General features: G+C 37.5%; 23 protein-coding genes. 7 read left to right on the top strand and 16 right to left on the bottom strand.

What is annotated here, in order from left to right:
* Positions 1–11: 11 nt before the first annotated feature.
* From QZV03_RS00830 to QZV03_RS00810, 5 genes are all read right to left on the bottom strand, one after another.
* The gene (locus QZV03_RS00830; RefSeq protein WP_296873819.1) at positions 12–2627 is read right to left on the bottom strand and encodes a DUF3344 domain-containing protein; all 2616 of its coding nucleotides are present in this window, start codon (positions 2625–2627) and stop codon (positions 12–14) included.
* Positions 2628–2842: 215 nt separating this feature from the next.
* Complete coding sequence (locus QZV03_RS00825) at positions 2843–3172, bottom strand: DUF2149 domain-containing protein (RefSeq protein ID WP_296873818.1); 330 nt, start codon at positions 3170–3172, stop codon at positions 2843–2845.
* A gap of 8 nt (positions 3173–3180) precedes the next feature.
* Positions 3181–3825: a MotA/TolQ/ExbB proton channel family protein gene (locus tag QZV03_RS00820; RefSeq protein WP_296873817.1), complete on the bottom strand. Its 645-nt coding sequence runs from the start codon at positions 3823–3825 to the stop codon at positions 3181–3183.
* 8 nt (positions 3826–3833) lie between these two features.
* Complete coding sequence (locus QZV03_RS00815; RefSeq protein WP_296873816.1) at positions 3834–4541, bottom strand: DUF2162 domain-containing protein; 708 nt, start codon at positions 4539–4541, stop codon at positions 3834–3836.
* A gap of 4 nt (positions 4542–4545) precedes the next feature.
* Positions 4546–9537 (bottom strand): cobaltochelatase subunit CobN, encoded by a 4992-nt coding sequence (locus tag QZV03_RS00810; protein WP_296873815.1) that lies wholly within the window; start codon positions 9535–9537, stop codon positions 4546–4548.
* Between the two features lie 172 nt (positions 9538–9709).
* On the opposite strand from QZV03_RS00810, the gene QZV03_RS00805 reads away from it, so the two are divergent.
* Positions 9710–10564, top strand: coding sequence for a phosphoserine phosphatase (locus QZV03_RS00805; protein ID WP_296873814.1), 855 nt, complete (start codon positions 9710–9712; stop codon positions 10562–10564).
* On the opposite strand, the gene QZV03_RS00800 is transcribed toward QZV03_RS00805, so the two are convergent.
* The 3 genes from QZV03_RS00800 to QZV03_RS00790 are packed head-to-tail and all read right to left on the bottom strand — an operon-like array spanning position 10561 to position 14012.
* Complete coding sequence (locus tag QZV03_RS00800) at positions 10561–10842, bottom strand: zinc ribbon domain-containing protein (protein WP_296873813.1); 282 nt, start codon at positions 10840–10842, stop codon at positions 10561–10563. The two genes, QZV03_RS00805 and QZV03_RS00800, sit on opposite strands and share 4 nt — an antisense overlap.
* Before the next feature lie 52 nt (positions 10843–10894).
* Complete coding sequence (locus tag QZV03_RS00795; RefSeq protein WP_296873863.1) at positions 10895–12136, bottom strand: bifunctional 5,6,7,8-tetrahydromethanopterin hydro-lyase/3-hexulose-6-phosphate synthase; 1242 nt, start codon at positions 12134–12136, stop codon at positions 10895–10897.
* A gap of 52 nt (positions 12137–12188) precedes the next feature.
* Positions 12189–14012, bottom strand: coding sequence for a threonine--tRNA ligase (locus tag QZV03_RS00790; protein ID WP_296873812.1), 1824 nt, complete (start codon positions 14010–14012; stop codon positions 12189–12191).
* Between the two features lie 375 nt (positions 14013–14387).
* On the opposite strand from QZV03_RS00790, the gene cfbB reads away from it, so the two are divergent.
* Positions 14388–15737 (top strand): Ni-sirohydrochlorin a,c-diamide synthase, encoded by a 1350-nt coding sequence (gene cfbB / locus QZV03_RS00785; RefSeq protein WP_296873811.1) that lies wholly within the window; start codon positions 14388–14390, stop codon positions 15735–15737.
* Position 15738: 1 nt separating this feature from the next.
* Positions 15739–16773, top strand: a complete 1035-nt coding sequence (locus QZV03_RS00780) for an oligosaccharide repeat unit polymerase family protein (RefSeq protein WP_296873810.1) — start codon at positions 15739–15741, stop codon at positions 16771–16773.
* Between the two features lie 54 nt (positions 16774–16827).
* On the opposite strand, the gene QZV03_RS00775 is transcribed toward QZV03_RS00780, so the two are convergent.
* Complete coding sequence (locus QZV03_RS00775; RefSeq protein WP_296873809.1) at positions 16828–17730, bottom strand: restriction endonuclease; 903 nt, start codon at positions 17728–17730, stop codon at positions 16828–16830.
* A gap of 231 nt (positions 17731–17961) precedes the next feature.
* Here QZV03_RS00775 and surE point away from each other — a divergent pair, with 231 nt between their 5' ends.
* Complete coding sequence (gene surE / locus QZV03_RS00770; RefSeq protein WP_296873808.1) at positions 17962–18738, top strand: 5'/3'-nucleotidase SurE; 777 nt, start codon at positions 17962–17964, stop codon at positions 18736–18738.
* 5 nt (positions 18739–18743) lie between these two features.
* Here the strand turns inward: surE and QZV03_RS00765 are convergent, their stop codons facing one another.
* Positions 18744–18887, bottom strand: coding sequence for a hypothetical protein (locus tag QZV03_RS00765; protein WP_294999369.1), 144 nt, complete (start codon positions 18885–18887; stop codon positions 18744–18746).
* 77 nt (positions 18888–18964) lie between these two features.
* Between QZV03_RS00765 and QZV03_RS00760 the strand changes: the two genes are divergently transcribed.
* The gene (locus tag QZV03_RS00760) at positions 18965–19162 is read left to right on the top strand and encodes an LSM domain-containing protein (protein WP_296873807.1); all 198 of its coding nucleotides are present in this window, start codon (positions 18965–18967) and stop codon (positions 19160–19162) included.
* On the opposite strand, the gene QZV03_RS00755 is transcribed toward QZV03_RS00760, so the two are convergent.
* The 5 genes from QZV03_RS00755 to QZV03_RS00735 form a co-directional block, all read right to left on the bottom strand.
* Positions 19159–20163: a methanogenesis marker 12 protein gene (locus QZV03_RS00755; protein WP_296873806.1), complete on the bottom strand. Its 1005-nt coding sequence runs from the start codon at positions 20161–20163 to the stop codon at positions 19159–19161. The two genes, QZV03_RS00760 and QZV03_RS00755, sit on opposite strands and share 4 nt — an antisense overlap.
* Positions 20164–20261: 98 nt before the next feature.
* Positions 20262–21254, bottom strand: coding sequence for a ketol-acid reductoisomerase (ilvC, locus tag QZV03_RS00750; RefSeq protein WP_296873805.1), 993 nt, complete (start codon positions 21252–21254; stop codon positions 20262–20264).
* Between the two features lie 111 nt (positions 21255–21365).
* A complete protein-coding gene (locus QZV03_RS00745) occupies positions 21366–21893 on the bottom strand; it encodes a carbonic anhydrase (protein ID WP_296873804.1) in 528 nt (175 codons plus the stop codon).
* A 1-nt stretch (position 21894) separates the two neighbouring features.
* The gene (gene ilvN / locus QZV03_RS00740; protein ID WP_296873803.1) at positions 21895–22380 is read right to left on the bottom strand and encodes an acetolactate synthase small subunit; all 486 of its coding nucleotides are present in this window, start codon (positions 22378–22380) and stop codon (positions 21895–21897) included.
* The gene (locus tag QZV03_RS00735; RefSeq protein ID WP_296873802.1) at positions 22381–24075 is read right to left on the bottom strand and encodes an acetolactate synthase large subunit; all 1695 of its coding nucleotides are present in this window, start codon (positions 24073–24075) and stop codon (positions 22381–22383) included. It abuts the gene before it with no gap.
* Positions 24076–24168: 93 nt separating this feature from the next.
* On the opposite strand from QZV03_RS00735, the gene QZV03_RS00730 reads away from it, so the two are divergent.
* Positions 24169–24501 carry a DUF2085 domain-containing protein gene (locus QZV03_RS00730; protein WP_296873801.1) on the top strand — a complete coding sequence of 111 codons (333 nt, stop codon included), beginning with the start codon at positions 24169–24171 and terminating at the stop codon, positions 24499–24501.
* Positions 24491–24745 carry a zinc-ribbon domain-containing protein gene (locus QZV03_RS00725; RefSeq protein ID WP_296873800.1) on the top strand — a complete coding sequence of 85 codons (255 nt, stop codon included), beginning with the start codon at positions 24491–24493 and terminating at the stop codon, positions 24743–24745. The genes QZV03_RS00730 and QZV03_RS00725 overlap by 11 nt, the downstream gene beginning before the upstream one ends.
* Here QZV03_RS00725 and argF read toward each other — a convergent pair.
* Positions 24742–25650: an ornithine carbamoyltransferase gene (gene argF, locus QZV03_RS00720; protein ID WP_296873799.1), complete on the bottom strand. Its 909-nt coding sequence runs from the start codon at positions 25648–25650 to the stop codon at positions 24742–24744. The two genes, QZV03_RS00725 and argF, sit on opposite strands and share 4 nt — an antisense overlap.
* Positions 25651–25656 lie beyond the last annotated feature (6 nt).

The raw sequence follows: 25656 nt of genomic DNA, 5'->3' as shown, positions 1-25656 counted from the left end.
GATTAATATCCCTATCTTTTTACTTTAATTTTAACTGTTTTAACAAGTTTGTTAAAGTATTTGTCACCTTTGTAGGTAATTTTTGCCTTAAATGTTCCTTTTTTGGTTAGTTTAAGTTTGAATATTGCTTTACCTTTAGCATTTGTTGTTGCCTTATAGGTTTTACCTTTGACTTTCAAGGTGAGTTTAACTTTTTTCATTGCTTTGCCTTTGTTGTTTTTCAGAGTTACAGTATATTTTTTGGATTTCTTTTTAGCCTTGAATATAGCCTTTTTAGCGGTCAGCTTTACACTAGCCTTTTTGACAGTGACTTTGGTTGTTGTTAAAGAAGATTTGATATGTGTATCATCACCAGCATAATTGATTGTTAATGCATAAGTTTTTGGCACCAAATTGGTTGGAATAGCTAAAGTAGCCTGACCTTTGGCATTAGTGTTTAAGGTTGTAGATTTACCGTTTAAAACAACAGAGATCTTAGCATTTACAATTGCATTGCCTTTTACATCTTTTAAGGTTACAACCAAGTTTTTAGCATTGCCGTATACAACAGTTGCACTAGGTGCTGTGATTACAGTTGGAGCTTTTTGGGTTGTGACTATTATTTGTTGTAAGGCCAATATAGTGGAGCCGGTTGCAACAAATGATATGTTGTTGCTGTTTTTAACTGAATCTGTAATGTCTAATTCATATAATTCAGTTGAGGAGGAAGTTCCACTCCAGACATTCTCATAGGTCTGACCATTAAATACTATATTACCCTCACCAGCTTGAGCACTAGCAGCGAGTATGTACAATTTTGCGGTATCTGCAATAGAAGTTACATCAATTGTTGAATCGGAATGTACAGGTCTTTTTGCAATGTTGTTTGAGGTTCCTGCAAGCAAGTCCGCACCGTTTGATATGTATACATTTTTAACCACTGCACTGCCGGTTGTATTGTACATGTAAACCAGTACACTAGGATAAACAGCAGGAGTTTTTGCAAGTTTTGTTAAATTAAATGAATTTTCACCGGTTTTGGTCAAGTCGGTTACATCATAAACCAATACACCATATCCATATTTACCGTAGTTACCTAGGTTACCCTGATCTCTGTAAAATGCCACAGGAATAACTTTTACGCCATTAAATGTGGTATTAAACATAGAAATATCTTCAGTAGCTAAATTCGGGTTAAACCAATTATATGGAACATAAATATAGGATTTGACTATGCTTGATTTGGAATCCAAGTTAATGGTCCAAACATCTTCCCTGTTCATTACAGCAGCACCCAAATAAGAAGCAACATCTTTAACATCAATGACAATGTCACCGTTGATTGTGATGTTTGAAAATGATTCATATCCTCCAGAAGGATAAGCTAGGTCTTTTCCTAAATTACCATTGTATAATATTGGTAACACTACTGATTCGTTTTTGATTTGATTGCCTTCAAAAATTAAACTAACAGTATAGTTAACTTTATTGTTAGTTGCTCCATTAACTGTGGTCTCGTCAACCGCTCTAATTGTAGGATCAGTCAATAAAACTGTATTGGAACCACTTATTAAATCTTGTTCAATTTCACTAACAAGAACATTGTCGGCCAATAATCTTAAAGTGTATTTTCCTGCCTTATTGGTACTTACAGTGACAGTTAATGTATTGTTAGTTCCTGCATAAGCTGAAGGAACAGATGTATATTCGGTTTTTAATGACAAGTCTGTTATCAAACTATTTACAGTTAAAACTGAAAGTACGTTTTTAATCGATCCATAGGCACTAGTTCCCGCATAAGCAACATTGAGAGTGTTTTTATCATTAGCTTTGATAAAACTAGATACATCATTCCATTTATTATATTGGTAATAGTTGCCACTTTGATGAGTATCTGCATCCCCAATTATTTCATTGTTTATTCTGTAAACACCATCTCCACTAGAAAGAACAACATTAATTAATGAAGTGCCATAAATATTGGTTAGACTTTCAGTGTTGAATGTTACATTAACATTTGATTTTGACCATAATTGCTCACTATTAATCCAATATCCAATTGAATCATCATCACCGTCATCATAAGCTAAAACCAATGCTATTAATTTGATTTTACCGTCAAATTGTTTGCCATCCATTTGAAATGTATCAACATTAATTTTCAAGCTTGACCCGTTCAAACCATTTAACAAACTGGTAATATCATAGTGAATCATGTAATCAGAGTAACATTTGGTGGTATGGTCGTTTACGGGATAAACTGTTCCGTCAGTACTTCCATCTTCTATCCACAATGATTCAGAATAATTAGTTTTTCCATTATTTGTGGTAATAGTCACATTGGCATTAGCGCCGTAAGTAGGCTGAGCACTACCACTATAAACATTTACATATACATCCGCACTCTTAATTGTTTTTGCATCGGAAGGAATGTCATAACTCAATTCCCCATTGTTACTCCATGGATTTTCAGTTACAACATCAACATCACCTGATACAGTTCCAGAAACTGGTTCCGAATCTGTTAAGACAATATCTTCATCGCTGGATACAATTGCATCATCTGCATCTTCAGCAGATACTGCACCAATTGAGAGCACCATCATGAAAACAAAAATAGATATAAACAACATTTTCTTAATTCTCATAATAATCCCCTTTTGAAATATTTCGTAGTACATGTGTAATAAAATTAATAAAAATTTTATTAATTTAATTAGTACAATATTAATTTAAAGTAATACTATAATAAATGTTGTTATTTGAGCTAAAAATAGAGTCTTTATATAAAATAATACTTTTTAGAAAAAAATAAGAAAAATGATAATACTTTTAGATAAAAATACCCAATAAAAAGTATTACTCACCCTTCAACCATGATAAGCTTGCCCGTTGAAGGGTCCTTGTAGACCTTACCCATCTCCATATATCCCTGACCTGAACTGTCTGAAGTGTCGGGTGTTTCGTTGAGAACCTGTCCTTCTGAGACTTCTGTCACATCAGGAGATGATTCATCAAGGGCCTGCTGTTGCTGGTTATCCTGAAAAACAACACTTTGCATATTCCAACTTATAACCACAAATATCAATAGTCCAACTGCAATTACAAGCATTGCATCAACAAGGTTGGAGGTTCCGGCCATCGGATCCTCTTCACCCTCAGCGAATCTTTTTTTGGATTTGTCACGAACCATATGCCCACCTATTGATTAAGTTTGTCAAGAAGTGCATCCGCAATCGCATCTAGGTTTGATAGGTATTCCTCATACCATCTGCGCCTAACCTTTGATACAAAATAGGCAACGGCCCCTGCACCGATACCCACAACGGTTGTATCGAATGCTACAATGATTGCATTGGCCAACGTGTTAACATCTCCCGCACCCAAGGCAGCAAGTCCCGGACCCATCGGTATCAGGGTCCCCATAAGCCCCAGAGTAGGTCCGATACGTGTAACGACATCAGTCCTTTCAATTGTTTTTGTAAATTTGGTTTCTTCAAACTCGATAAGTTTTTTGGCCAAGGCATGTCTTGAATCACTTGTGAGTTCACTGGCACGTAAAATCTTTATCAATACTACTTTTTGTGATTCATAGATTTTAGCACTTTTGATGACATTTTTAATCTCATCTAGGCTTGAAGCATTTGAAATTGCATAAATGAGCTCCTCGATTAATTCGGGTGTGACCTTTTTTTTCGAGGTATACTCAGCCACAAGCCCACCGATTGCCAATACGGCAAAAACCGCAAATACTACAAGAAATATGATAACAGGAATCTGAAGACTCTGTGAAATCATGTTCAGTGTTGATGTTAATACTTCGCTTCCAGGAATTGTTGTAACCATGTAAACACCTAATTGAAATTACTGTTCCTCTTGGATATTATTCCACCTACAGCAATAATCACAAGAATCATCACCAAGGCTCCAATAAGTGAATATGGAGATGAAATTGATATTGCATCCATAGGATTTGCTATCATTGCAGTTATATTAGGCAAGAACAGTGCTGATAAAAGGAAATAGATTCCCAAAAAGAACATGAAATTGCCCAGTACAATCGGATATGGCTTATCAATGAATTTGACAAGGTAATTGGATGCATAGTATGTTAAAACAATTGTTAACATCAATGCTCCGGCTACGACGAAACTCAAATCCATCAGTCCTAAACCGACACTCGGTGCCACAAGCATGATACTTACAATGATTGATCCAAAACAACACGGACAAGGAGCAACAACAGCCATGCATGTTGCAGCCGTAGTATTCTTTTCAAAAACCTTGTATTCGCGTATTGTAAATATACCCGCAAGAATCATTATTGCAGCCATAATTAAGAAGAATTCAAAATTATAAGTATAAATCAAGTCTGTAATCTGTTGTGTAAAGAATGAAGAAATTTCAGTCAATATCAAAACTCCTCCACCATAGCCTATTGTCACCAATGCCAAATATCTCTTTGACATGTTTGCAAGACCAGTTGCCAGACCTAATTTGATTCCAAATATCAAAACGGCTGACAAAATACCGACCTGCCATAAAATATTTATTGCATCCATCTTTCTACTCCCCTATCTTTTCATTGAATAATTTGTCTAAATCTTGAGTTTTATTGGTTTTATCACTGTCCCTAAAGTATCCTACTGCCACTACCATAATGAGACATAGAATTGCAAGAACAGCAATAATTGATAATCCGACTTCACTTGCTGACTGTGAAGTGATTGGATTGATTTCAACTGACTTTTTAACGTCAGCCCCCTCGGCCTGTGAATTACCTGCTTCAACTGATTCTGAACCTTCACCAACACTTGAAAATGCATCCCCTTGAGGATTGCTTCCCTGTTGAGCAGTAACCTGTTGAGTTGAAGAGCTTGAATTTGTTCTTACGGTTGAAGAGGACATTGAACCCTCAACAGGATTTATTGTTGAAGCCTCCTTCTGGTTTTTGTTACTTGTATCGCTTTCAGGTGGCACTGTAGTTTGGGTATTGTTAGCAAATACGGGATTTTTGGTTGCCTCGTATAATTTAGGAAGCAATTGTGCCAAAATATCCGGGTTGACGTATTGAACAGCCCATTGCATCATTGCAATGTTTCCGCAACTGCAGTCACAGCATGCAACACCATTCTGTACAGTAGCCTGTGCCCAAGTGTTTGCTATGTCGCTTATTGTTGCCTTATCAGCATTCCAATAACCATCATGGATAGTTGTGAGCATAGTACCACTCATTGAAATCAATGAATATGCATTGTTACCGCTCATCAGCCATTCTTTTACACCCAAACCATATTTGTCATTGTAATATGTATTGTAGATTCTGTTCCACAAGTCATCTGTTACGGCTGAAGACCTTGTGACCTGCCAACCGTGAAGGTTACTTATGAACTTATTTGACATGTAACGTGCACCACTGTATCCTTCCTTCATCATTCCGCTAATCCATTCAGGGTTATCGTATCTTGCTGCGATTTCCTTATACATTACCTCTTCCAGACTTGAAATGTAAGGGTTGCTGTTGTCAGCATACATCAATACATTGAACTTTGGAGCCTTACCGGAGATTTCCTCAACTGTCATGGAGAGACCACCCCAGTAGTCAAAGAAGTCATCGTTGTCCAGCACACCATACTGGTTGGTGTTACGGCTTGCAACTATAGTATCTGAATTTGACAGTGCCCTGAAGAATACCAAAGGATTTGTATCCCCCCAGTAGTTTTTTGAATACATGTTGCCCATTCTTCCAAGGTAGAAGTCAGCCAATTCACTTGTATCATTCCATGTCCAAGACATTGAAACTAGTTTTGATATTCCCGCACCGTAATCCCCGTTCGGAGGTGCAAATATTCTTGTAATTGCACACTCACCGGCATAGGTCGCATTGTATCCTGTGCTTAAATAGTACAGTGCATCCTCCATCCAGTGTTGTGCCACATAATTAGACTCCAATGGCTCATTTGAAACACCATAATAATTAATACTTTTCATCACAGCTTCCAAAGCATATTTCAAGTTTTGATTGCTTTTTATAGTAGGATTGTTGATTAATGTAAGGTATGATCTTGCAAGTGCAACACGATAAGCGTTGTCCATCAGTATGGATTGTGATGAGTACAAATCACGGAACAGACCACTGGTAATCACTGTAACATCAATCCTTTTTTTGGCCCAGCCGTCAGGACGGGTAAGGTCATCCAATTTGATTACCTCTGGCATTGCCCCCACCTTTTTACCTGTAGGGTTTCCCTCATCGTCATACCCTGCACTTGATGAGTCTGTCCACACCGGTTTCATACCCAATAGATACAATACTGTAGATACCAGCGCACCGTCGTCCCTTGCGGTTTCAACACACCAGATTCCCATGATGATCTTTTCTGTTGTGTCGTTCAAATCTGCAAGTGTCAGTAAAGCCAAGGTTTTTGCATATTCCCATGCCTCCATTGTCGGGAGCTCTGAGGACTGGTCCTGGAACATGTTGGTTCCTGTCGGAAGAACTGCCGGTTTTACTACAACCTCCCCACCTTCTCCAACAGGAATATACTTTCCGTTTAGACCGTCAAGCATCACGTCAAGTTCATTCTGTATACTGAACTGTATCAGTTCGATGTATTTTTTGGCAAGGTTCAGTGCAGCCAAAAAGGTATGATTGTTGAATTTTTCATTTTGTGAGATTAATAAACCATTGACCGTATCAACATCCCAGTAGATGAGTGACTTGACTATATCATATGATTTGTTAAGTATGAATTCCCTTTCGAATGCTGTAAGGTCATTGTAGGGTTTTGAGTAATAATAGTTTGAAAGCTCTGTGAAGAGATTGACTGTCCCAAGGTTGTCGCCAAGTACATAGTCATATGAAAGCATTGCGGAAACTGTACTTGCCAAGTCGTTTTCAGACCACATCTCACCCAAAGCATGAAGACCCAAAGGATACAATGTGGACTGCATTCCAACAAGGAAAGTGTTGACCTTGTCTACAAGTAGATTGCCTGAGAGTGTCTGAACTTCCTCCTTGGTAAGACCAATGTTCATTGAATAGTCATTGGATATAATCAATTCACGAATCTGGTTTACTGTATCATCACTAGGACTAGTTTTATAGTTCTCTATCAAACCGGCCAAATTGGTCAAATTACCATATAAATGAGTAAATGACATAGGCGAGGTTAAATGTGAAATAATAACTGCAAAACCTCTTCTTTTAGCCTGAATAGCTTCACCTAAACCGTCCACGATATAGAAGTATAATTGTGGAACATCACCAACTACAACAGATCCATAATCAGTTGCAGAAAGAAGAATTTCCTTTCCAGGCAACCATTCGTGGGTTGCATGCCTACCAGTGAAAATCATTGCATTAGGATACTTGGTCTGCATATAATAGTAAGCTGCCAGATACTGGTGTGTCGGCGCTACAGCAGTACAGTGGTAAAGATTTTCTATGTCGGACTCCCATCCCCTCTGAGGTTCGGGTGCAATGAAAATGTTGCCATATGTCAGGCCAGGAATTACAAAGTAATCCTTACCGTTCCTGTTAACGACCATTACATTTCCTGGTGCTTCTCCCCAACCGTTCAAACCTTGAATTTTAAGTTTTTTGAATTCATCAAAGTATTGCAGGAATTGATTATAGTAAGTTATGTCCTTTGTTTGAGTAAACTGTTTAAGAGCACTGACAATATTTCCCAAGACCTCTTTTGATTTTGCTGAATTGTTTTCTGGTAAAAGTGCCACAACCTGATTGTACCAGTCATCAATTGTGTCACCGATTGTTAGGGTATAGTCAAGTTCCACTGCCCTTCTTGAAAGCTCACCGATATAGGCAACAGGCCCTTCACGAACTTGAATCTTTACGATTTCATCCAAACTGTCAAACCATCTGTTGTATTCATCAACTGACAACAAGGTAATTCCTGACTGGTTTGCCAATTTTTCAAGCTCTCCTGGTGCCCATGTAGCAACGTTGATACCGCATTTCAACATCAAATCCTCAAGTTCACTGACACTTTTTGGAAGCTCACCCACATTATAGCCGTTGGCCTTTAAGGTGTAGAGAATATTGTAGATACTCTTTATGGTGTCTAAATAGCTGGAACCGATGTTCTGTTTTCCCGGAGGATAGTTGTAATAGATTATGGACAATAGCTTGTCAGCATTAGGAGTGTATTTGAGGTCAACCCAAGAGTCTATTCTATCAGTTAAAAGGTCAATGTTTCTCTTATAAGGAATGTAGGTAACGATTCTAGCCCCTGTGAGGTTTGAAATGTAGCTTGCCTGACCTCCAACGAATGTGGCATCTATAATACCCTGGGTCTCTGCAATGGTAATGTGCCACCATTTGTCACTTTTTTCGGTTGTAAGTCCAGTTGATCCCAACTCCCACATTTCGTTTGAAACATAGTCTGAGTGAACCGCCCTGAATACTGGCACTCCAAGTTCTTCGAAAAAGTCGGTGGCCTTTGTGAAGTTTTCACCACCGACACCATAGGCAACCATTGACACTATGGCATCAACATAGGTATCATATTTTGAGGAATCTGCTAAAAATCCTGCAATATCACTACCTGCACCGGTCCATGACTCAACCATTACCCTCAACTGTTCGGCAGACCCTCCAGCTGCATAGACAGGAATTACGTTATAGCCTTTTGATTCCAAAGATTCGATTATGGCATAAGTCGGATGGAGCTGTTGTGATGAAACATACATTGTACTTTCAAGTATACCAATTGTGCGTGTTTTGGACTTGTCGAAATATGTCGCAATGTATTCCTCCAGTGAATACCACCTGTCACGGTATATTCCATAATTTTTGGTTCCGGTGAAATTAGGTTCAGAATATGCAAAGTCATAGCCCAGATAATTCAAGGCACATAATATCTGGTTTTTGAGGTTTTGCTTGTCATTTATATCCTTATATAAAACCAATTTATTAAAAAAATCACCGAATTTTGAACCAGTGCCTGTAATGTAGGTGTTTACATCATTAAAGGAGGTTCCCCTTTTCGTATTTTTAAAGTAACTTATTATTTCATCGTTTGTTAATGATTTAAAGATTTTATCATAATTTAAGGTATTGTTTCTTATAAGATTTATTGATGTGGAATCTGAATTCAGGTTACCTGAAGGAAGCTCAAGTATCAAAAACAATTCCTTATGGGAGAGTTCAGGATATTTGCCCAAAAGGCTTGTCAAGACTGAATCGACATCAGTACTAATCCATTCGCCTATGAATGCATCTGACTTTTCAAACAAGGAATGGAGTTCCTCTTCATCCATGTCCTTTACCTGTTCACCGCTTCGAACAACTAGATTGAATCCTGTTAGATTATCCTGATTGCATATCTCATCGCTTGCAGAATCTATGATGTTGGTGCCTGGGTTGTCCGATATTATGAAAATCGTTTTTTCATCAGCCACAGGGGCTTTTTCTATATTATCTAGAGGAGTTTCCTCCAAAGTTACGTTATTATCACAGTCCTCGGCAAAGCATGTCTGCGCAAAAATGAAAAATGATAATATAATGAATATTAAAAAATATCTTTTTTTCATGATTCACCTTAAATTATTGATTAACATTATAATTTTATAATTTTCATTAATAATAAGTTTTTAGAAAGTATTACTTAAAGAAGAAAAATTGATGAAAAAGTATTACGACGCTTTGCATAATATTTATTAAATCCAAAAATCATAAATTAATCATTAACGATTAGGGGATTATATGAAATTCGGGAATGGTATTGTAAAAAAGTATTCAAGAGAGTATAACAGAACACTGAAAAACGGAGAGCGTAAGAAATACACCACTGAGCAAATCCAGATTACAGTACCCAAAAACGAAGACATATACGAAAACAAGGAAGAAGTCTTGATTATCCCTAATTCTGAAATAGAAGAGTTTAAAAGTAGAGAGGAAGAAATAGAAGTGTTGAGAGTAGCTAATTATTTATATGTCGAGGAAGTGAAAAAATTGGAGAAACTATTAGAGGAAAATAATAACAACTCATCTACTTTGGAATATGAAAAACAAATCGAAGAGCTCAAGGCGAAAATCAATGAGCAGAATGCAGCATTAAGTGATATGGAAACTAAATATGGAGATTTGCAACAGGACAGTCTTGATTCACTTAAAAAGGAAAATGAAACCATCCGTGACAAGCATTCAAAACTTATTGTTGAAAATGAAAACCTCAAAACCAAATTCGTTAATATCAAAACCGAAAACGAAAACCTGAAGACCAAGTATTCAAGCATCAAAGAGGAAAACAAAAACTTGAAGACAAAATGTTCCACACTTCGTGAAGAGCATGCAAACATTCGTGAAAGTTACAATCAGGTTTCCACAAAATACGATCACCTTAAGCAGGAAAACCTCAACACTAAAACTAGCTATGCCGAAATTTATGAAATAAATGAAGGCTTAGAAAAAGATTATGATTCCCTTTTAGTTGAATATAACGAACTGGTCGATAAATTCAACGATGTACAGGAAGAATTATACAATATTAAGAATCATCAATCACATGATGAATTCATAGCAAATAAAGTTAAAGAATTTATGTTAAACAGGAGTTAGAGAGTCTTATAGTCATCTTGAAACTCCGGATTCCACCTTTTTAATCCTGGAATAAACAGTGCGGTAATACCAGTTGCCTGGGTTTCCGGAAGTCTAGGATTTTTCTCCATCATCTCTTTTGTTTTTCTGACAATCATCTCCTCAAGAGTTATATCAGGTTCAGTGTATTCGCCATCCTGATAGCAATCCTTACAAAACTCAGGATTGAGACTGCCGTCCTTGTTTGTACCGTAATCTTCCTTTACAATAGGTCTTCCGCATGAATTACAAAATCCCATAATAAACACCTAAAAAAAAATAGTAATGTAAATTAGAATTTAATCTAATTTACTAGTCGTCTTTCACTTCAATATTTTCATCTTCATCCATTGCAAGTCTCATGTTGTCTGGATCTGGGTCAAAGTGTTCTAAGAAGTCTTGTGCAGCTCTTCTTACATCTCTTGAACCGATGATGTATCTACCTGCAATAATGATGTTGGCACCTTTAGTGATAGCCTCTTCAACATTGTTAGGTTTGATACCACCTGCAACAGCAACAAGTCCTTTAGGACCAAGTGCGGATTTGATATCCTTGATGTTACCCCATTCGGTCATGTCACTGGTGTCTTCACCGTGTTCTGCCCTGTAGGTTTCCATATCAACATTTCTGTGTAACAATACAATGTCTGGTTTTAAGTCTTCAGGCAATTTTGCAAGTTTTTTCTCAAACTCAGCAACATTCATCATATCTAAGATGGAATAGATACCTTGTTTCTGGGTTTCGTGAATCGCTTTTGCAATGGATTCAACGGTACCGAGACCGGAAATTGCAACTGCATCAGCGGTTTCATCTGCTGCCATTTTAACTTCCACACGACCTACGTCTAAAGTTTTTAAGTCAGCAATGATGAATGCATCTGGGCGTAAAGCTCTGATTTTTCCAATAATTCCAACACCGAATTTTTTAACAAGTGGAGTACCTGCTTCGAGTAAGATTCTGTCGTTGTCTGGTAAATCATTGATGATTCTTTCCATTGCAGCTTCATTGTCAAGGTCAAGTGCAACTTGCAAGTATGGTGGACTCCAGAGTTTTTTGACTTTGAATCCCATGATTGGGTGGGTTCCACGGTCTTTTTCTGCAAGCACTTTTTCGATTGATGGGTAACCTTCCATTGCTCTTCTGATAGCTAATTTGGTTGCTCCATAGTTGTATTGATAGATTTTTCTGTAATCTTCAGCTGAAGGATCAATGAATACACTTACATTGATTACAATATCCTCTACGATATCCTTTGAAATGTATCCGTCTTCCACTGCATCAGCAACTGCTCTTGCAACTGCGGTTTGTGCAGGTCCAAAGATTTTACTTGCGTCATCTAAATCACCGACGGTTACTTTAGGAATAATTAAAGTTGCCGGTTTGGTCATTAAGTTAGGTCTAATTACACTTGTTAGTGGAGTGTGGCCTACGGAAAGGTTAGATAAACCATTAGCGAAAGCTTGTCCAACTGGTCCTTGCTTATCACCGATTAATAAATCAACGTGTGCTAATTCTGGGCCGTCTCCAATAAGAGCTTCTCCTATTCTATACATTGGGTCCATTAAATTTCCTCCATATTATACTATAATTTTTATTTTTAATAAACTATTGGAAGTTAATCCTTTTTGAGATATCTTTTGGTAAAGGTAATCTTCTGTAAGGTTTTCCTTCACATTTAGCATTAATTTCATCTATTAATTCATCGACTGTCATGTCTATTTTCTCACCGGTTTCACGTACAGTCACTTGGAATTTACCGGATTCCATTTCCTTGTCTCCAACAACGAAAATGTACGGAATCCATTCCTTGGATGCATTTCTAATCTTTTTACCTACACTTTCATCCCTGTCGTCAATGTCCACACGGATGTTTGCTGCATTGATTTTGCTGTAGAGTTCTTCTGCAAAGTCCTTGTGTGCTTCACTGATAGTTAGGATTCTTGCTTGAATCGGACTTAACCAGGTTGGAAGCATTGGAGCTCTTTCATCGAGTTCAATTGCGGTTTTCTCAAGCATTGCACATAAAACCCTTTCGATACTTCCGGTTGGGGAAGTGTGCAGGATTGTTGGGTTGTGCTGTTTGCCGTCTTCACCAAGGTAGGTGATGTCAAACCTTTTACCACTTTCAACATCTATCTGAACTGTAGGATTTTCGATTGGTCTTCCTAATGCGTCAATGTTTGCAAGGTCGATTTTACATACCCAGTAGTGGTGTCTTTCAGGTAAAATCTCTAAAAGGATAGGTTTGTTGAATTTTCTTGCGATTTCATACATCCATTCCTCGTTTTCTTCAAAGAAGTCTTGGGTTGCCCTGAAGATCACTTCGAAGTCAAGGTTCAAGTCAACACCGGTCTGCATACACATGTCGGTTTGTTCGGAGAATTCCTGAAGGGATGCCTGTACATCAGTACAGAATGAGTGACAATCAGGCATTGTGAATGCCCTTAATCTTTTAAGTCCAACAACTTCCCCTTTTTTCTCGTAACGGAAACTGTATCTGGTAAGTTCAAAGATTTTTGCAGGCAAGTTTTTCCAGGTCAGGTATGAATCGGACATGAGTCTGAATGCACCGAAACATGCTGCAAACCTGAGCATTAAATTCTTTTTGGTGTCGGTTCTGTATTGCCTTTCACCAAACTTGTAAGCATGCTCGTAGATTGCCTGATTGTCCAGGTCATAGAAGATTGGAGTTTCAACAGGCATTGCTCCACGATCAACTGTAAGGTCATAAACGTAATCTGCAAGAAGGTCTCTTATGAGTTTTCCTTTAGGGTACCATCTGAGGTTACCTACATCTGAAGCAGGCTCATAGTCACAGATTTCCTTTTCACGCATGATTTTAACATGTGGAGGTTCACCCTCATCGGATGCACCACGTCCAAGTTCATAGTCAACCAATTGCTTGAATGCATGGTTTTCAAAGTTAAAATCATCAATCTGTGTAATCTTATCCCCTTCAAGGATTTGCCATTTGGAAGGTTTCCTTTCGACTTTCTCTTCCTCTTTATCAGCAGTGATTGTTCTTGAAAGCTCACTTAATGGGTGTCCTTTACAGGAAATTTCAAATGCTTTATACCATCCGAAAGGTACTCTTTTGACATTTAAGTCTTTAGCTAAAAGTGCCTGTTCTGCATCTTTTAAGATTTGAACAGCGACTTTTGGAGAACTTAATGATGAAGACAAGTGAGCATATGGATATAATACTATATTTTCTGCTTTAACTTGTTCATTAGTTTTTAGAACTTCTTTAACTAAATTTTCAACAATACCTTCTGGATTATTTTCATCGTCTTTTTCAACAGCTGTAAATACTACTAAAGAATCGTCAAATGAACCTTCTTTTTTGGCTTCTTCGATTTCTTCAGCTACAGGTGTCTCTTTTTTCACAGTGTAGTTTAAATAATCAGAATGAATAAGAAGTATTCTCATTTAATCACCAATATATTAATGATTTAATTTCTATTTTTAATGCTATATAAAAATTAGTAATTGCATGTTTTAATCGATTTATGCCCTGCCGAATAACATTGATTAAATTGATTTTAGATATGAGTAAATAAGTTGTTTTGTATGGAACCATTAAATTATTAATAATTCGTTAAATTTAATTAATTTGTTGAGATAAATAGCGATTGTTGATTTTGGTAATCTACATAAAAGATAAAAAAAGTAATAGAAATTCAAAAATATTAACCATCAGAAGTTTAAGTAAAAAAAATCTAACATATTGTACATACATTGTTACCAATTTTTGAAAAAAATGTTACATTAAAAATATATTTAAAGCAAAATAATATAATTATTATGAGAATAATTTTAGCGGGAACCGGCAGTGCGGTTGGAAAGACAACAATCGCCACCGGAATAATGAAGGCATTAAGCGAAAAATACGATGTCCAGCCATTTAAGGTAGGACCTGATTATATTGATCCGTCATACCATACTCTAGCCACCGGAAACACCTCAAGAAACCTGGATTCATTTTTCATGAAGGAGGGGCAAGTCAGAGACTCATTCCTCAAGGGGATGGAAGGACATGACATTGCAGTCATTGAAGGAGTTAGAGGATTATACGAAGGAATCGATTCAATAAATGATATCGGAAGTACCGCTTCAGTTGCAAAGTCTCTGCAGGCACCGGTAATCCTTATCATTAACTCAAGAAGCCTCGTTAAAAGTGCAGCCGCACTGGTATTGGGTTTCAAGGCACTTGATCCTGAAATAAACATTGCCGGTGTGATCCTGAACAAGGTCAAAAACAGGGCACACTATGAAAAGACAAAAAGGTCAATAGAGGAGATAACAAACACCGAGGTTATTGGTGGTATCAAAAGGGATGACAACATCTCAATCGAACAGAGACATTTGGGCCTTGTTCCCGCACGTGAAAGGGAAACCTCAATAAAATTCATTGACATATGGTCAAAAACCATTCAGGAATCCATCAATCTGGACCGCCTGGTTGAAATAGCCAAATCAGCACCTAAAATCACCTCTGAAAGAATACCGATCTGGAACAGGCTAAACAAACAACCTGTTAAAATTGGTGTGGCATATGATGAGGTATTCAATTTCTACTATAAGGAAAACATTGAAGCACTGGAGGCAAACAATGCTAAAATCGAGTATTTCTCACCACTTAATGATGAAAGCCTGCCTGATGTTGACGGATTATATATCGGCGGAGGATATCCCGAACTCTTTTCAAGAGAGCTTTCAAATAACAGTCAAATGTTAAAGGACATAAAGCAGTTCCACAATGAATCAAGACCCATCTTTGCAGAATGCGGAGGCCTGATGTATCTTATGAATTCAATTCATGACGATAAGGTAGTAGACATCTACCCCTACAAATCAGTCCTGACAGACCGTGTACAGGCACTTAAATACACAATAGCCGAAGTTCAAGAAGACAACATCATCTCCAAAAAGGGCGAGGTCTTCCATGGACATGAATTCCACTATTCAAAGGTCATTGTGGACGATTTGAAAAACAAACTGGCATTCAAGGTTACAAGAGGAAAAGGTTCCTACAACAATATGGACGGATTTATGGAAAAGAATACCCTTGCAAGCTATGTCCACACACATGTTGCTGCAATGCCTAACTTTGCAGGCAATCTGACAATTTCAGCAAGGGAACTGGGAGATTAAAATGAAAAAATATGACCTTTTCAACCCGCTGATTGTGGTGGTGGCCATTCTGGCATTTCTTTCTATGGGATATGTCGGATCATTCAACTACCGATTTGAAGACCCTCTAAAACTTGAAGTTATTTTAACAGTCATTTTCTCATGTATTGTTTTTGCCGCAGGCTATCTTATAGTCAACCGCAAAATCACATTGAAAACAAATGAGGTCAACATTTTAAGCGAAAAACTATTGATAATACTTGTAATTATTGCTTTAATACTTCAAACAGCCAACATGATATTGCTTGGAGGAATACCACTATTCAACTCCACTCTAAAGGCAAATGCAACAACAAACATCTGGAGAATTGCCTATCCACTCTTTTTAATAACAATCAATCTGCTGCTTGCCAAATTCTACAACCGCAAATATCTGATATTTGTTTTATTGGGCGCATTGGTATTTGGCCTAAACGGATACAGAACATCAGTTTTGGGAATTCTGGGAAGCTCATTCATCACACTCTACTATCTAGACAAGATTTCAAGAAAGGTCGGCATCATATTCATTGCAGTCATTGCGGCTGGCCTTATGGCTGTGGGATATATCGCATCCCAATCAATTGCAAGCCAGCACTGGACACTGAACCCGCTGGAGCTTGTATTCTATCGTGCCGCATTCACACTTGAGGTCTTTGAAAAGATCATACCTCTTGCAGGCACAACACATGGAAAAATCCTATCAATGATATTCTCATCAGGAAGTCCGAGAACATTCATCGGAGAATATGTCCTGCACTACAACGTGTGTCTGACTTCAACAATTTTCGGACCGGTGATGCTTGACTTTGGATATGTGGGACTGACAATCCAAATGCTTTTTATGGGAGCGTTTCTTGGAATAATCCATAAGGTTAAAAATGCTGCTGGAATCGGAATATATGCGTTTATTCTGACACATACAGTAATCTGGATAGAAACAGGCCCAACTGACATTATGATATGGTTCTTATATCTGATTGGTGTAATATATCTGATTTTAAGTCTTAAAAAATAGAAAAAAAAGAAAAACGGGTAGTGGGAGTAATTCCCACATAATCCACAACTAATTTTAAACGAATATTAAAATTATTAATATTATCAATGAAATGAAGAATATGAATGTTCCTTTTACAATAAAGTCCGCATTTCTGTCTGTATACAATGACAATCCGTAGGACAATGCAAGTGCAACAAACATCTCAATCATGCCTGTTATTCCTGAATCCATTCCTAAAAGTCTGCCTGCAATGAATGAAATAAGATATGAGAATATTACAACCAGAAGTATTAAAACGATAGGATTGCTGATCAGCCTGAATAGTGGAGTACCCGGAGCGAACCTGCTTGGACGGGCATCATAATTGTAGAGATTTGTTTGACCGTAAGACCCCCTTGAAGGCATGCGAATCCGGTTTATGAAATCTAAATTTCTAGGAACATGAGGTTCATCAACCTGCCTATACAATGTGTTTTTATAGACATTAGGATTTGCATCCCTTCTCTGCATTATGTACTCCATATCGGAAGCATCATAGTTGTATTCAGGATATTCCTCCTCGATATAAGCGGATGCACCGCCATCGTAAGGAGTATTGTCAAGAGTTGTCTGATTGGTCCTGTCCTGATACTTTCGAGCCATCTCAAGTAACTTGTCCCTGTCAACCAGTTTGATGTTTCTTCTAAGAGCATAGTTTCTTGCCTGCTCTGAAAAATAGGCTGAAGTTACAACCAAAACCTTAGAGGCCTTGATGGATGCCTGCACCCTTTCCATATCCCTTAATACATCTACACCAATTTGCGATTCCTTATCATGATTGTCACATGCTACAACTACCCCAAAATCCCCAATTGTTGTAGGTAGAACAGCATATATATCAATGACCTTCTGCGAGGTTTTAAAATTCTTGTAAATCTTAAAACCTGAATCCTCCATTACTTTTGCTATAAAATTAATCAATTGTGGTTTTTCCAAGTTTCCACCCGTATGTGATTTATTCAATAATATTATATTTTATACATAAAATTGTTATTAAAGGTTTGTATTGAATTTTAAAAAAGAAAAAATAGGGACCAATATTCAATATAATTGGTAAATAATCCTTAAATTGTTAAACTGAGACATCAAATTTGTTTAAAGTAAATAAAGTTCAATTAACAAAAAAACCTAAAATTATTTTAACAAAGTAATACTTTATACTAATATATGAAAGCATTGATTAGTAATGACGATGGAATAACCGCTTCCGGAATACTTGCAACAAAAAATGCGGTTGAGGGTTTATGCGAAACATATGTTGTTGCACCTGAAACCCAGCAGAGCGGAATCGGTCATGCATTAACATTATATGAACCGTTAAGAATAAACGAACACACACTAAAGGACGGCAGCAAAGGATATGGAGTAAGCGGAACACCAACCGATGCCGTAACCCTGGCACTGTTTGAGATAATGGATGAAAAGCCTGACATCATGATTTCAGGGATTAATACAGGTTACAACATTGGAAAGGCAGAACTTACAACATCCGGAACACTTGGAGCCGCAATTGAAGCGGCAAGCTTCGGAATACCCACCATTGCAATATCACAGGAAGTGACACGTGACGATATCAAATTCGAGAACGGTGAAAATGAGGTTGATTTTGAATTTGCTAAAAAGATGCTCAATAAACTGGTAAAAATAGTATTAAAAAAAGGATTGCCTGAAGGAATTGACTTATTGAATGTAAATGTTCCTGAAAACCCTTCAGATGATGAATTTGAAGTTGCAAATTTAAGCGAAAGGATGTATCTTCCAGTCATCGATACAAGACTTGATCCTCGTGGAAAGCCATACTATTGGATTGGCGGTGAACAGTACGAATCACACAGTCCGGGAAGTGATGGTCATGCTTTGCACAGTCTTGGAAAAACCAGCATAACACCGATAAAAATAGATTTGACCAGTGATATGAATTTAATGCGTGAATGGTTAAAGTAAAATACTTATAGATTTAAATCCTTAAGTATTTTATCCCTTTCAGCTCTAAGTTCGCCTAAAACTTTCTCATCAGTACATCCGTCTTTTTTAAGTTGAGCTATAGTACGAGTAATAGCTTCTAAATTGCTTTCTAATTGATTAATTGCCATACTATATACTATGAACATTAAAGTATTTAAAGTTGAAAGATATAAAATAAAAATAGAATATTCAAGGATTTGAAAAAATGAGCGACGATAATGTAAACAAACTTTTTACCCAATTTAAGAACAAATATGTAAGTGTTGATTTAAGAGGAGATTATCAAACCGAAGGTAAAGTTATAGCAATTGACAATTATCTAAATGTCGTATTGGAAAACGATAACGGTATTGAAACCTTAAAAGGCGGAAATATTATATTCATTAGTTTAAAAGAAGATTAGATATTAACTTCAATACCTAATATTTCTTTTCTACCACCATAAACATCCATTGCTATTTGAGCTGCACCGATAGCTCCTGATTCTTTTGAAATAGTTTTTAATTCATACTTGTCTTTAAAGTATTTGTTGATTTTGTCTTTGAAGTTGAAAGGTTCGGTTGCAGAACCTATTGAACCTGTCAATACGATTCCTTCTATCTCATTTTCACAGACTATATCCAGACCTGCAATTTCCATTGCAACGGTCATGATTAATGTATCAATAGCCAGTTCAGCCTTTTCATCGCCATTTACATAGTTTTCCAAAAGCTGATTCTTCATATTGGCAACCTTGCCGTCAATACCTGCAATCTTGATTGCCCCCGCATGTGAAAAGCATTCGTTGGCAGTGCGTCTTCCCTCATCGATGTCGCGTATCATTTCCAAATCGATCGGTCCGTGAACGACGCCCATTGCACCCAGACACGCATCGATGGCACCCCTGATTTTACCGTCCTCAACCAGAATGTCCACACTGTTGGATGAAATGTCTGCAACGATGTAGTTGCTCCATCCGGTTTCCTTCATTGCATTGTATGAAATGCTTACCTTTTCAGGACTTGCCTGATGTGAATAGGCTGCATTAAATAGTTTATCAAGAGAATCTGAATCCTTGTGAAGACCAGGTATCATTATTGTTGGAATGTTTGAATTTTCCAGCTCGGAAAAGACGGATGTTCCTCCTCCGGTCACCTTACCTGCTCCGCCAATGGATAGAATTCCCCTGTCTTCGACCTTATCAATAGGCAAAATCTTATTGAAACCGTCACCCATTGCATAAGTGATTGCCATCAGCTTGACAGAATCCAAATCGACCCTTTTTGACAATTCCTCAATGGCGGATACCTTGCCGCTTTTGGAATCCTCCCTATCGATTTTAAAAATATCGATTATTTCACCATCTTGAGCCATGATACAAAATGAGATTCCAGTTGTACCATGATCCATTCCAATAAATACCATATAAAAATTCTCCTAAAAAATAATATTAAAATCAATAGTTAAAAAGGTTATCTTAACAAAAATAGAATTATAATAAAAAAAAGTTTAAAAGATGAGGTTTAGTCATCTTTTTGTAATCCACAAGCTTTTCTGAGTCTTTCTCCAACAATTTCGATGTCTTTTTGACCTTCAGCAGCTCTCATTTCTTTTAAGTTTGCGCCGTTGGTAGCGTTTTCATCAGCCCATTGTTTTTTGAAAGTACCATCTTGGATTTCTTTTAAAACAGCTTTCATACCGTCTTTAGCTTCTTGAGTAATAATTCTATTACCTCTGGTTAATCCACCGTATTCAGCAGTGTTACTTACATCTGTCCACATTCCAGCAAAACCTTTTTCGTAGATTAAATCAACGATGAGTTTTACTTCGTGACAGGTTTCAAAGTAAGCGATTTCAGGTTGGTAACCAGCTTCAACTAAAGTTGTGAATCCAGCGTTGATGAGTTCAGTGATACCTCCGCATAATACGGTTTGTTCACCGAACAGGTCAGTTTCGGTTTCTTCTTTGAAAGTGGTTTCTAAAACACCTGCTTTGGTTAAACCGCAAGCTTTTGCCATACCTAATGCTAACTGTAAAGCGTCACCGGTAGCGTCTTGTTCAACTGCTACTAAACCAGGGATACCGAATCCTTCTTCGTAGGTTCTTCTTACCATGGATCCTGGTCCTTTAGGTGCAAACATTACGATGTTAACGTCTTCACCAGGTTTGATTAATTCAAAGTGAATGTTGTAACCGTGAGAGAATGAAATGGTGTTACCAGCTTCAACATATGGTGCGATTTGTTCATTGTAGACTTTTTCCTGGATTTCATCAGGAAGTAAAATGTGGATAATGTCAGCTTCTTTAGCCGCATCCTCGATGGTTTTTACTGTCATTCCATCTTCTTTAACTAAGTTCCAGGAACTACCGTTTTCTCTTACACCAACAATAACGTCAGCTCCACTGTCAGCCATGTTTCTAGATTGTGCTCTACCTTGGGAACCATAACCGATAACAGCGATGGTTTTACCTTCTAAAGCATCTGTACTTACATCGTCGTCGTAATACATTTTCATAATAATCACTTGTAAAAATTAAGATATATAAAATATCACATTATAAATATGTTTTCTATGTTTATAAAAGTAACTTTTTAATTGAAAAAAAAATAAAATGAATAGATGGAATTAGTAACCATCTACTAAAACTTTCAACTCACCAGTTACAATATCAATGATTAAGCCGTGAACAGGCACATCAGGGATTAATGGGTGGTTTTTGATTTTTTCCACAACGTTTTTGACGTTTTCCTCTTCGGATTCAAATCCACCAATCCATTCAGCAAGATCATATTTAGCAATGTCTTCCTCTTTGATTCCACGTGAGAGCATTTTTTCTTTCAATGCTTCAGCGTCAGCTCCTGCCATACCACATTCAGTGTGTCCTACAACCATTACCTCTTCAGCGCCAAGGTTGTATAAAGCTGCACCGATTGATCTTATTGCATCTTCTCCCACAATGGAGTTTCCTGCGTTTCTGACGATTTTTGCATCTCCTCTTTTAAGACCAAGTGCCGGTTCGAAAAAGTCGATTAGTCTACAGTCCATACATGTTAGGATAGCTAATTTTTTAGCTGCATGGTGTGACATTTCTTCGCCTTCAAAGTTTTCTACAAATTCCTTATTGTCTTTTAATACGTTTTCTAATATAGTCATTTTATACTCCCCTTGACATAGCTGTAAGACCAGTACGGGCTATTCTTTTTATGCCAAATGGCTCTACTAAAGATATGAAAGCATTGATTTTCTCCTTATCTCCGGTAAGCTCAATCATCAATGTCTGTTCTGTAACATCCAATATATGAGCCCTGAAGATGTTTGAGTATTGCATTATTTCTGCTCTTGCTTTCGCATTAGGGATACTGACCTTAACAAGGCACAATTCCCTTTTGACTGCCTTTTCAGTGATATCTTTAATCTTGATAACATCAATTAATTTATTTAATTGTTTTGTGACTTGCTCCAAACCTTTCTCATCCGCATGTACAGTGATTACCATGCGTGATAGGCCTTCAACTTCTGAATTTCCAACTGTGATACTGTCAATGTTGAATCCTCTGCGGTTGAACATTCCAGCTACTTTCTGTAAAACCCCTGGTTTATCCTCTACAAGTGTTGAAATAACGTGATAGTTATTGGTCATTTAAATCACATCCTTCTCGAGTTTGTATTCACCAATCATCTCATTGATTCCGGCTCCCGGAGGAAGCATAGGAAGTGCCTCTTCAGAGTCAACTACAACATTCAACAAGACTGGTTCATTATCCTTAATTGCACTTGAAAGAGCCTCTTTTGTCTCACCAGGTTTTTCAACTCTAACACCATTTATGCCAAAACTTTCTGCGAGTTTTACAAAGTCTGGACTGTTTCCAAGCAATGTTTGGGAATGTCTTTCATTATAAAGCAGGCTTTGCCATTGATATACCATTCCCAGGGTCCTGTTTTCAAGGACAACCGCAATAACCGGGATATCATATTCACGCACAGTGGCAAGTTCCTGACATACCATTAAAAATCCGCCATCACCATTTATTGATACAACAGGATCATCCGGACATGCAATTTTTGCACCAATGGCCGCAGGGAATCCGAATCCCATTGTCCCAAGACCTCCGGAGGATATGAACTTACGCGGTTTTTGTGTATCAAAGAAATGAGCCGCCCACATTTGGTTTTGACCTACATCAGTTGTCAGAATTGAATCAGCTGTCAGGACCTCTGAAATCTCTTTTATTACAGTTTGCGGTTTTAAAGGCACATCATCATAAGTCACTCTTGGTAAAAGTTCCTGTTTTTTGGCCTTTATCATATCGGTCCACTGATTAACCTCATTTGATGGTTTATAGATTTTAAATACCTTGTTCAATGAGGATAAAATATTTTTAGCGTCCCCTACAATCGGCAAGTCAACTTCAACATTTTTACCGATTTCCGCAGGATCTATATCAATGTGAATAATCTTTGTATCAGGTGCGAAACTGTCCAATCTGCCTGTAGTCCTGTCTGAAAACCTTATACCTACAGCAATCAACAAATCGGATTCGTTTACATAATCATTGGAAACCTTTCTTCCATGCATTCCAAGCATTCCCAGTGCCAAATCATCAGTTTCGTCAAAGGCACCTTTACCTAAAAGTGAAGTCATTACAGGTGCGTTTATTGTTTTGGCAAGTTTTGTCAACTCTTCAGATGCATTTGCTATAATTACACCGGCACCGGCCAATATCATTGGTTTTTTAGCTTCTTTAATTAAGTCATGAGCCTTTTTAATCTGTCTGAGATTACCCTTGATTGTTGGATTGTAACCCGGTGTTTCGATTAAAGAATCGTCAAATCCTGTAAGTTCACCTTCCTGAACCTCTTTGGGAACGTCAATTAATACGGGTCCAGGCCTTCCAGTTGATGCTATTTCAAAACTTGATTTAACAATTGAAGGAATCAAATCCGGATTTTTAGGTTGATAGCTATATTTAACAATAGGCATTGTAATTCCAACAATGTCCGCTTCCTGAAATGCATCATTTCCTATCAAATGAGTAGGAACCTGACCTGTAATAGCCACAATAGGAGAGGAATCCATATAAGCAGTTCCAATACCAGTTACAAGATTGGTTGCACCAGGTCCTGAAGTTGCCAAACACACACCCACTTCACCTGAAGCCCTTGCATAACCGTCAGCCGCATGAGCCGCACACTGTTCGTGCCTTACAAGTATATGATCAATGTCTGCATCATATAACATGTCATAGAATGGTATGGTCTGTCCGCCAGGATAACCAAATATTGTCTTAACCCCCATATTTTTGAGGGATTCAATTATCGCTTCTCCGCCTCTCATTGTAAAAACCTTTTTTTAATCTTATATTATACAATTACTTATGAATAAAAAGATATATATAATTATCTTAATGATATTAACTTGTGAGGACAAATGAATTTCACCAAATACCTATGTCACAGAATCCCTGAACGGAGCTTTTTTATTAAAGGTCATCAGTTTCCGGTTTGTGCCAGATGCACAGGTTTTTATACCGGTCTGGTGGTTTATCTGATTTTCAACTTCTTTTTCAGACATCCCCATGATTTAAGGATGCTGATTATTTCAATGCTGCTGATGGTGCCTGTGGCAATAGATGGTGTAACACAGTATTTCGGCCCAAGGGAAAGCACAAACACCCTCAGGTTTATAACCGGCTTTATTGGCGGTGTAGGATTAATAATATTTTTAAAAATAGTTATAGGATGGATAATAAATGTATTGTAGAAAATGTGGTGAAGAAAATCCCGACAATGCGGTATTCTGTAGAAACTGCGGTACAAAACTAATAGAAGATGTTAAAAAAGCTGAAGTGATAGACACTCCTTCAAAAACAGACTACAATACCAATCATGAAAGTACAACAACCACTTCATCAAAAAATAACAGTTCAGACTGGATGAGCTGCTGTTTATGTGTAATTGTGGTATTTATAGTGTTTGGAATATTTGGAGCAATATTCCACATCTAATCTTTCATATAATAGTATAAAACTGCTTTTTGGGCGTGCATTCTGTTTTCCGCTTCATCATAGATTACGGATTGCGGCCCGTCAATAACCTCGGAGGTTACTTCCTGACCCCTTATTGCAGGCAAGCAGTGCAAGAATATGGCTCCATCATTGGCAAGACTCATTAAATCAGAGTTAACCTGGAATGGTGCAAAATCCAATTCTCTTTTTGCCTTTTCGGCTTCATCACCCATACTTACCCAAACATCGGTAAAGACCGCATCGACATTCTGCAGGGCAAGTCCTATATCATCGGTTATGGTGATTTCGGTACCGTTTTCATCTGCATATTCATTTGCGGTTTTTAGGATATTTTCATTAGGCTCATAGCCTTTAGGACAAGCAAGTGACATATCCATTCCTAAAAGTGGAGCGATTAATAAAAGGGAATTTGAAACGTTGTTTCCATCACCGACAAAACAGATTTTTTTACCTTCCCAATCACCGAGATGTTCTTTTATTGTCAACATATCGGCCAATGCCTGGCAAGGGTGTTCAAGATCGGTCAATCCGTTAATAACAGGCACATCAGAATGTCTGGCAAGTTCTTCAACATCAGCATGTTTAATTGCACGAATCATAATTCCGTCAACAAAACGGCTTAAAACCTTAGCGGTATCGGAAATAGGTTCTCCCCTTCCCATCTGCAAATCGTTGGATGACAAAAAGATCGCTCTTCCACCTAACTGGTACATTCCAACATCAAATGAGACTCTGGTACGGGTTGAAGACTTTTGAAAAATCATTGCCAAAGTCTTGCCTTCTAAAGGCTTTTCTTCCATTTCACCTGCTTTGATTTTACTGGCCACTTCCAGGATGTATTTAACATCGTCCTTAATATCACTGACTGATAATAAACTACCCATTATTAA

This window comes from uncultured Methanobrevibacter sp., from assembly GCF_902788255.1.
In the GTDB taxonomy this organism is placed as follows: domain Archaea; phylum Methanobacteriota; class Methanobacteria; order Methanobacteriales; family Methanobacteriaceae; genus Methanocatella.
This window is presented reverse-complemented; position numbering and strand designations above follow the sequence as displayed.